At 57.1% G+C, this 6,707-nt stretch carries 5 protein-coding genes; 2 read left to right on the forward strand and 3 right to left on the reverse strand.

Translation table 11 applies throughout. The features are described 5' to 3' along the window. Positions 1 to 129: 129 nt before the first annotated feature. The 3 genes from ccsB to CR159_RS15735 all read right to left on the reverse strand — a co-directional run bounded on the left by ccsB (position 130) and on the right by CR159_RS15735 (position 4,342). Positions 130 to 1,488, reverse strand: coding sequence for a c-type cytochrome biogenesis protein CcsB (ccsB, locus tag CR159_RS15725; protein WP_199173336.1), 1,359 nt, complete (start codon positions 1,486 to 1,488; stop codon positions 130 to 132). Positions 1,489 to 1,501: 13 nt separating this feature from the next. Beyond that, entirely contained in the window at positions 1,502 to 3,487 is a 1,986-nt protein-coding gene (locus CR159_RS15730) for a cytochrome c biogenesis protein ResB (protein WP_102074926.1), read from the reverse strand. A 153-nt stretch (positions 3,488 to 3,640) separates the two neighbouring features. Next, positions 3,641 to 4,342 (reverse strand): c-type cytochrome, encoded by a 702-nt coding sequence (locus CR159_RS15735; RefSeq protein WP_199173337.1) that lies wholly within the window; start codon positions 4,340 to 4,342, stop codon positions 3,641 to 3,643. 155 nt (positions 4,343 to 4,497) lie between these two features. On the opposite strand from CR159_RS15735, the gene yihA reads away from it, so the two are divergent. Both yihA and hemB read left to right on the forward strand, forming a co-directional pair. After that, the gene (gene yihA, locus CR159_RS15740; protein WP_102074916.1) at positions 4,498 to 5,121 is read left to right on the forward strand and encodes a ribosome biogenesis GTP-binding protein YihA/YsxC; all 624 of its coding nucleotides are present in this window, start codon (positions 4,498 to 4,500) and stop codon (positions 5,119 to 5,121) included. Then, positions 5,118 to 6,134 (forward strand): porphobilinogen synthase, encoded by a 1,017-nt coding sequence (gene hemB, locus CR159_RS15745; RefSeq protein WP_102074917.1) that lies wholly within the window; start codon positions 5,118 to 5,120, stop codon positions 6,132 to 6,134. The genes yihA and hemB overlap by 4 nt, the downstream gene beginning before the upstream one ends. Positions 6,135 to 6,707: the final 573 nt, after the last annotated feature.

Below are 6,707 nucleotides of genomic sequence, written 5' to 3' on the forward strand. Positions count from 1 at the left end.
ATTTTAAAGCAATTGTATTAATTTGCTAGCATTATTTCTTACAATTCAAAGGCCGCGACGATACCGGCCTTTAACCGGTCGCGTCGCGGCCTCTGTGTCAGGATCTGGGCTTCGTCCGGCAAACTCTGTCTACAACTCCCCGTATGAGTGCAAGCCGGACAGGAACATGTTTACACCCAGGAAGGCGAAGCTGGTGATCAACAAGCCGGCCAAGGCCCAATAAGCGGCCATCGTGCCCCGTAGACCCTTCATCAGCCTCATGTGCAGCCATGCGGCATAGTTCAGCCACACGATGAGGGCCCATGTTTCTTTGGGATCCCACTGCCAATAGGTGCCCCAGGCGTCAGCCGCCCACAGCGCGCCCAGAATAGTGGCAACCGTAAAGAAGGCAAAGCCTACTGAAATCGCCCGGTACATGATGTCGTCGAGAATTTCAAGAGAGGGCAATTTGTCGGCGATAGGACGGCGAAACGCCAGAATAGTCCCCACAATAAGCGCACCGATACCGAAATAAAGCATCCATGTGGCTGACAGCTCGCCCGAGCTGAACATCATGGGCTCGGCGCAAAGAACCGCGCCCAATACAAAGACCGGCACAAGCTTACCCCAGGACCGCGTCTGCCCATGCTCTTTGACAAGATAGGCAAACCCGACCATGGCAGCCAGGGAAAAAGTGCCATAGCCGATGAAATTGGCTGGCACATGCAGCTTCATCCACCAGCTTTTAAGCGCTGGTACCAGGGGCTGGATCTGGAACGCATCGCGGGTGAAGGTATACCAGAGGAGAAACACCACCGACGACGTAATGACCAGCAACACGAATCCGCCCAAGGCGCGTGTCGCGTAACGGCGCTCGTAATATAGGTAGAACAACGCCGTAATCAAGGCAAACAACACAAAGACTTCGTACAGGTTGCTGACCGGGATATGACCGATGTCAGGGCCCAGCAAGTGCCCCTCGCGCCAGCGCACCAGCAATCCCGTTACCCCGGCGTACACGGCGCCCCAGGTAAGGGCCGTGCCCACCCAGGCGGCGGTCGAGCTGAAAATACCGATCCAGTAGCAAATCGTGGCCAGTACGAAGAGCGCACACATCCATAAGATGGCGGACTGCGAAGAAAACAGATACTGCAGGAAAAAGACGTTCTCGGCACGCGTGATATCGCCGTTGGCCAACCCGCTGCCATCGCTGTACAGCCAGATGGCGAACAAGGCGCTCAAGCCGCTGGCCAGCATGATGGTACGCAAGGGGCGCCATAGCCACGCCATCCAGCTGAACCACACTACTGCCCCGGCAAGAATGAGCTTTTCGTAATAATCCATGCTGTCGCCGTACGCGCTTAAGGCGAATACAGCACCCGCTGTCAGTAGCAGAAAGAACGCGATATCAGTCCAGTCGGGTTTGCCCCGACTGCCTCGGGAATCCCCGCTGGCGGTCATGGACTCTTGCCACATCGGAATATCGGATTTAATGATGGACTCGGACATAGAGAAAACCTCGTTACGTAGAGAGGCGTTTGAAGGCCTCTTTAAAGCGGTCGAACTCATGATTGAAATCCAGAGTACGCCGCTGTGATGTCATGGCCGCTAGCATGTCGCTGCCCTGCCCGGCCGGCCGTATCCATACCCAAATCCGGCGATCGCGAATATAGAACATGGAGAACACGCCAATGACAAGGAACAGGCATCCCAGATAAACCGTGTTCTTGCCAGGGCTGCGCGCGACCTGAAAAACGCTGGCCTCGACTTGCTCGAAACCCTTCAACGCCATGAATACCGGCGCCGGATAATCGGGCAGATTCGCCAGGGCCAATAAAGACATTTGCATCCATTTGTCGGCTTCCTCAGCCGCTGCGCCTTGGCGGTCTATCGGTGGCTTGCCGGCCTGCGCGCGTACGATATCATGCAGCTCCGACAGAGATAGCTGAATCATGGGAACCGCGAAGCCAAGGACTTTTTCACGATCCTGCTCGGGGACTTTTTCGATAATGCCATTGAAACCCGCTTTGGAGAAGGTTTCCAGGGCGCCGACAGCCGCTTTCTGCAACAAGGGTTGCTGCATTTCCTGGTTTGCATTCTTTTGTGCGAAACGCAGGGCCGCCTGATTCACCAGGGCTGGGTCCGCGAGTGCCGCGCGTAGCGCCATGAACTCGTCCATGGAACTCTCGGCATCGGCCGGAATCCGGATATACCGATAAGGTTGCGACGCCGTTTCACGCACACCAGCCAAAAATACTTGGCTACCGTCGAGCATCAAGGGCAGCATGTAGTTGGTGTATTCATGGGCCTGCCCGTCGCTGCCGACAATACGGTACTGGACACTGGGACCCACGTTCTTCATATTTTCGTTCTTGGCTCCGGCCGCGCTGCCGGTCACCGACGCCACGTGATCCATCATTTGCTTAGGCTGGGGCGCCACGTCGCCGGAAAGATTCTCGACGTTGATGACCCGCAGGCCTGAAAAATCAATAGTAAGTGGGGTTTGCCGGCCAGCGCCGCCCACAGTGATTTCCGTCGGCTTTCCCACGACTCCATTGATGTCGAAGGGCTGGTTGCGCGCGCCGACCAATGGATAGCCCACCAATTGCAGCGTGCTGCCGCCATCGTCAAAACTTGACTGGTATACCGTCACGCCTTTATAACGCAGGGGTTCGTTGACCTCGATGGTCTGGCTAAATGACTCGCCGGTTTCCGGATCGGTGACTTCGACCTCACTTTTGAAGCTGCTGGGCATGCCGGTTGAGTAGTAATCGACAAGAAACTTATTAAGCTTCAAGGTAAAGGGCAGCGGTTGCACCAGGACGCCCTCGTCGACACTGACGACACCGCTGCTGCTTTGCGACCCCTCGGGAATCAGCATATTGGCGCGGAAACTGGGATTGCGGTCGGACAGCCGTCCCGAATCGGGAACCTGTGAGATAAGCATGTTCTCCGTGATCGGCACTTTGCCGCCCAGCCATACCTGCAAACGCACCGGAAGCTCGCTGTCGAGCAGTCCGCCCACGCATATCACTACAATAGCCGTATGGGCGAAGATATAGCCCAATCGATTTGCACTGCCTTTCTTGGCCGCCAGCAATAGGCTGTCGCCGTCCTCGCGCACCTTGAATTTATAACCCTGCGAGCCCAGCCATTGTTGCAGGACCGACAAGCTTTCAGTGGGGCTTGCCGCGGACGTGGCTTCAACCCGATGATGGAAAGACCGCAGGCTGCTGCCGCGGACATACTCGCGAAATGATCGGGCGTCGCGCAGCATCTTCGGCGAATTGCGGAACACGCAGATGGAGGTGGAAACCACCAGGAAGGCCATGATCAGCAGGAACCACCAGCTATTGTAAATATGCCAGATGGAAAATTTGTCGAAGACTGAAAACCAGAAAGGCCCGAACTTATCGATGTAAGTATTGGCCGCCTGGTTTTGCTGGAGTACAGTGCCGATCAGGCTGGCCACGCAGATGAACATGAGCAGGCTGACGGCAAAACGCATCGAGCCCAGCAATTCGAAGACGTCTGCGCCAGTGCGACGCGTGGAAACGGTAGATTTCACAAGGCAAACTTCATAAAAAAGGGGACGGCAAAGGAGCCTTCCCCTATTCTAGACCTATCGTTGCGGGATACGTTCCCGAAAGATCATGTCAAATTAACGCAGACCCGCCGCGTAATCGGCCACCGCTGCGATGTCGGCATCGGACATGCGGTCGCTGATATCGTGCATGGGAGCACTATTGGCACGGTCGCCGCTGCGGAACAACTTGAGCTGCTCGGCAATGTAGGCGGGGTGTTGGCCGGCAAGCCGGGGATAGGCACCTGGTACGCCAGCGCCATTGGGCGAGTGACAGCCCGCACAGGCCGGCACTTTGCGATCAGGCAAGCCGCCGCGCCAGATATGCTGCCCGCGTTCCATAGTGGCTTCGTTGCTTGCCGTGGCGGCCGTCTTGGGATCAAGCGGCTGTTGCGCCAGGTAGTAAGAAATGTTCTGGATATCTTCGGGTGTCAGCGGCGCTGCGAAAGGCGTCATGATGGACGGGGCGCCGTTGGGGCCGCGTCGCGCGGCAGGCGCGGTACCGTCTTTGGACTTGAAGTCGCGCAGTTGCTTGGCCAGGTATTCATGCGGCATGGCGGCAAGATTCGGATTGACCGGAATCGTGCTGTTGCCTGCGGCGCCATGGCAACTGGCACAGGCCAGTATGCCGCGGGCGGCGTCGCCATTGGCAAAGAGCTGTTCGCCTTTGGCGGCATCGGGCTTGGCAACCGCTATATCGGCTGCATAAGCAATGGAAACTACGGAAGATCCCAGCAACAAGCTGCTGGCAACTACCATTCTGGAAAGCACACGCTTCATGAAGACCTCGACGATCGCTATTCGATCCGGGTGTCGTAAACACCACGATGACAATGCCAATTCCGTTAAAGGACTGCCCTAACGAAGATGACGCAACTGTTTCAAACGTGCGATTATACAATAGCGTTTAAATTAAACCGTACTAGGTACTTCCTGTGTCCATTCTGCATCGCGCTTCTTTTACCGTTTCGGCGGCCCGTCTCGACCAGCTCCCGCCTCCCACCACGGCTGAAGTCTGCTTTGTGGGCCGCTCCAATTGTGGCAAGTCTTCCGCCATCAACGTACTGACCAATCAACGCCGCCTGGCTTTCTCCAGTAAAACACCAGGGCGTACCCGCCTCATCAACTTGTTCGGTATTCCCGACCCCATGGACTCTGGAGCCCATCTGGGATTCCTGGTCGACTTGCCAGGTTATGGCTATGCGTCAGTGGCCCGCGAAGCCCGCGAGGAATGGGCCGACGTTCTGGGCGGGTATCTGCGCGAACGCTCCTCGCTGGCCGGCATCGTGCTGCTTATCGATATCCGGCGCGGCGTAACCGAACTCGATCGCCGTCTGGCGAACTGGATCGCCCCCACGCGCATCCCGGTCCTGGCCTTGCTGACCAAGGCAGACAAGTTTCCCTATGGCCAGCGCATCAAGGCCGTGGCTACCGTCAAGAAAGAACTGGCCGATATCGGCGCGCTGAACGCCATGCCATTTTCCGCCACCAAGCGCATAGGGCTCGATACCGCCGCTGCTCAAATCGAGAACTGGATTTCTCCAAAGGTTGTTCCATGACATCGTTTATCCTTTCCGCCGACTTTCCCGCCTCTCGCCCGCGCCGCAATCGCCGCGATGAATTTTCGCGCCGTCTTGTGCGCGAGAACGCCCTGACCGCACACGACCTGATCTATCCGGTTTTCGTCATGGAAGGTCAAGGCATCCAGGAAGCGGTCCCTTCCATGCCCGGCGTGCTGCGCTACTCCCCCGACACCCTGCTCAAGGTTGCCGAGGAATGCGTAGCGCTCGACATACCGGTTATTGCGCTGTTTCCTGTGATCGACGCAAGCCTGAAGACGCCAGACGGCATCGAGGCAGCCAATCCAGACGGCCTGGTACCTCGCGTGGTGGCGCAGCTGAAAAAGAACTTTCCCGAGCTCGGTGTGCTGACCGATGTAGCGCTGGATCCCTACACCAGCCACGGCCAGGATGGCGTCCTGGACGAGAACGGTTATGTATTGAACGAGCCCACCGTCCAGATACTGATGCGCCAGGCTCTCGTGCAGGCTCACGCAGGCGTCGATATCGTTGCGCCCAGCGACATGATGGATGGGCGCATCGGCTCGATACGCCAGGCGCTCGAGGCCGAGCAGCATATCTACACGCGCATCATGGCTTATTCAGCCAAGTACGCCAGTGCGTTCTACGGACCTTTCCGCGACGCCGTCGGTTCGGCGGCCAATCTGGGCAAGTCAAACAAGTTCACCTATCAAATGGACCCGGCCAATCGCAACGAGGCGTTGCGCGAAGTGGCCGCCGATATCCGGGAAGGCGCCGATATGGTGATGGTGAAGCCCGGCATGCCTTATCTGGATATTCTGCGGGACGTCAAGAACGCTTTCGGAATGCCGACGTATGTGTATCAAGTGAGTGGCGAGTACGCGATGATCAAGGCGGCCGCGGCGAACGGCTGGCTGGATCATGACAAGGTGATGATGGAGTCGCTGCTGGCGTTCAAGCGGGCAGGCGGCGACGGTGTGCTGACGTACTTCGCGATTGCCGCGGCGAAGTTGCTGAAGGAACGGGCTTAGCAACTATCGTTGGAGGTTTTTTTGCATTGCATGCATGCTGTTTGACGCAACCGAGTTCTTTAGATAGCTTTCTGGTTTAACGTGCGTGCTGCTTTGTCGTCTTGCTGAACACGCCGCTGTGGGGGTGATGGGGATATTTGCTCCACGTGATCCTATTCGGCGCCTTCGCGCCGAACCAGCACGGCCTGGCTCGTCCGTCCCCTTCGGGACTCCCTTCGCCTACGTCCTGCTGGGGGGCCACGTAAGTCGCCAATATCCCCATCACCCCCACAACGGCTGCATCGCATAAGTTCCCAAGGTTGCAAGGACGGCCGAAGTGCAACGGCACTTCACGCTATCGCACTATTTTTACCACTAGGAGTCGATCTTGCCGACGTCCTCTCAAGCTTCCATTCCACAGCGGGGCAGGTCCTGTGGGGTCCTGTTGCAGCGACTTTCGGGGCCGAGCTGTCAATGGCCATTACTTTTGACCCACTATTGGCCAATAAAATTGACCCACCCATTCTTTGCTAACTGGATGTTTTCTGCTTCAGTCGATAGCTCTCGCCGCCGAGCATAAAGATGTTTGAATGA

This window comes from Pollutimonas subterranea (assembly GCF_002849655.1).
Classification (GTDB): Bacteria; Pseudomonadota; Gammaproteobacteria; order Burkholderiales; family Burkholderiaceae_B; genus Pollutimonas; species Pollutimonas subterranea.

Bases quoted from the DNA above. Each gene is read 5' to 3' on its own strand.
- ccsB (WP_199173336.1), bottom strand. From the start codon at position 1,488: ATGTCCGAGTCCATCATTAAATCCGATATTCCGATGTGGCAAGAGTCC.
- CR159_RS15730 (WP_102074926.1), bottom strand. From the start codon at position 3,487: ATGCGTTTTGCCGTCAGCCTGCTCATGTTCATCTGCGTGGCCAGCCTG.
- CR159_RS15735 (WP_199173337.1), bottom strand. From the start codon at position 4,342: ATGAAGCGTGTGCTTTCCAGAATGGTAGTTGCCAGCAGCTTGTTGCTG.
- hemB (WP_102074917.1), top strand. From the start codon at position 5,118: ATGACATCGTTTATCCTTTCCGCCGACTTTCCCGCCTCTCGCCCGCGC.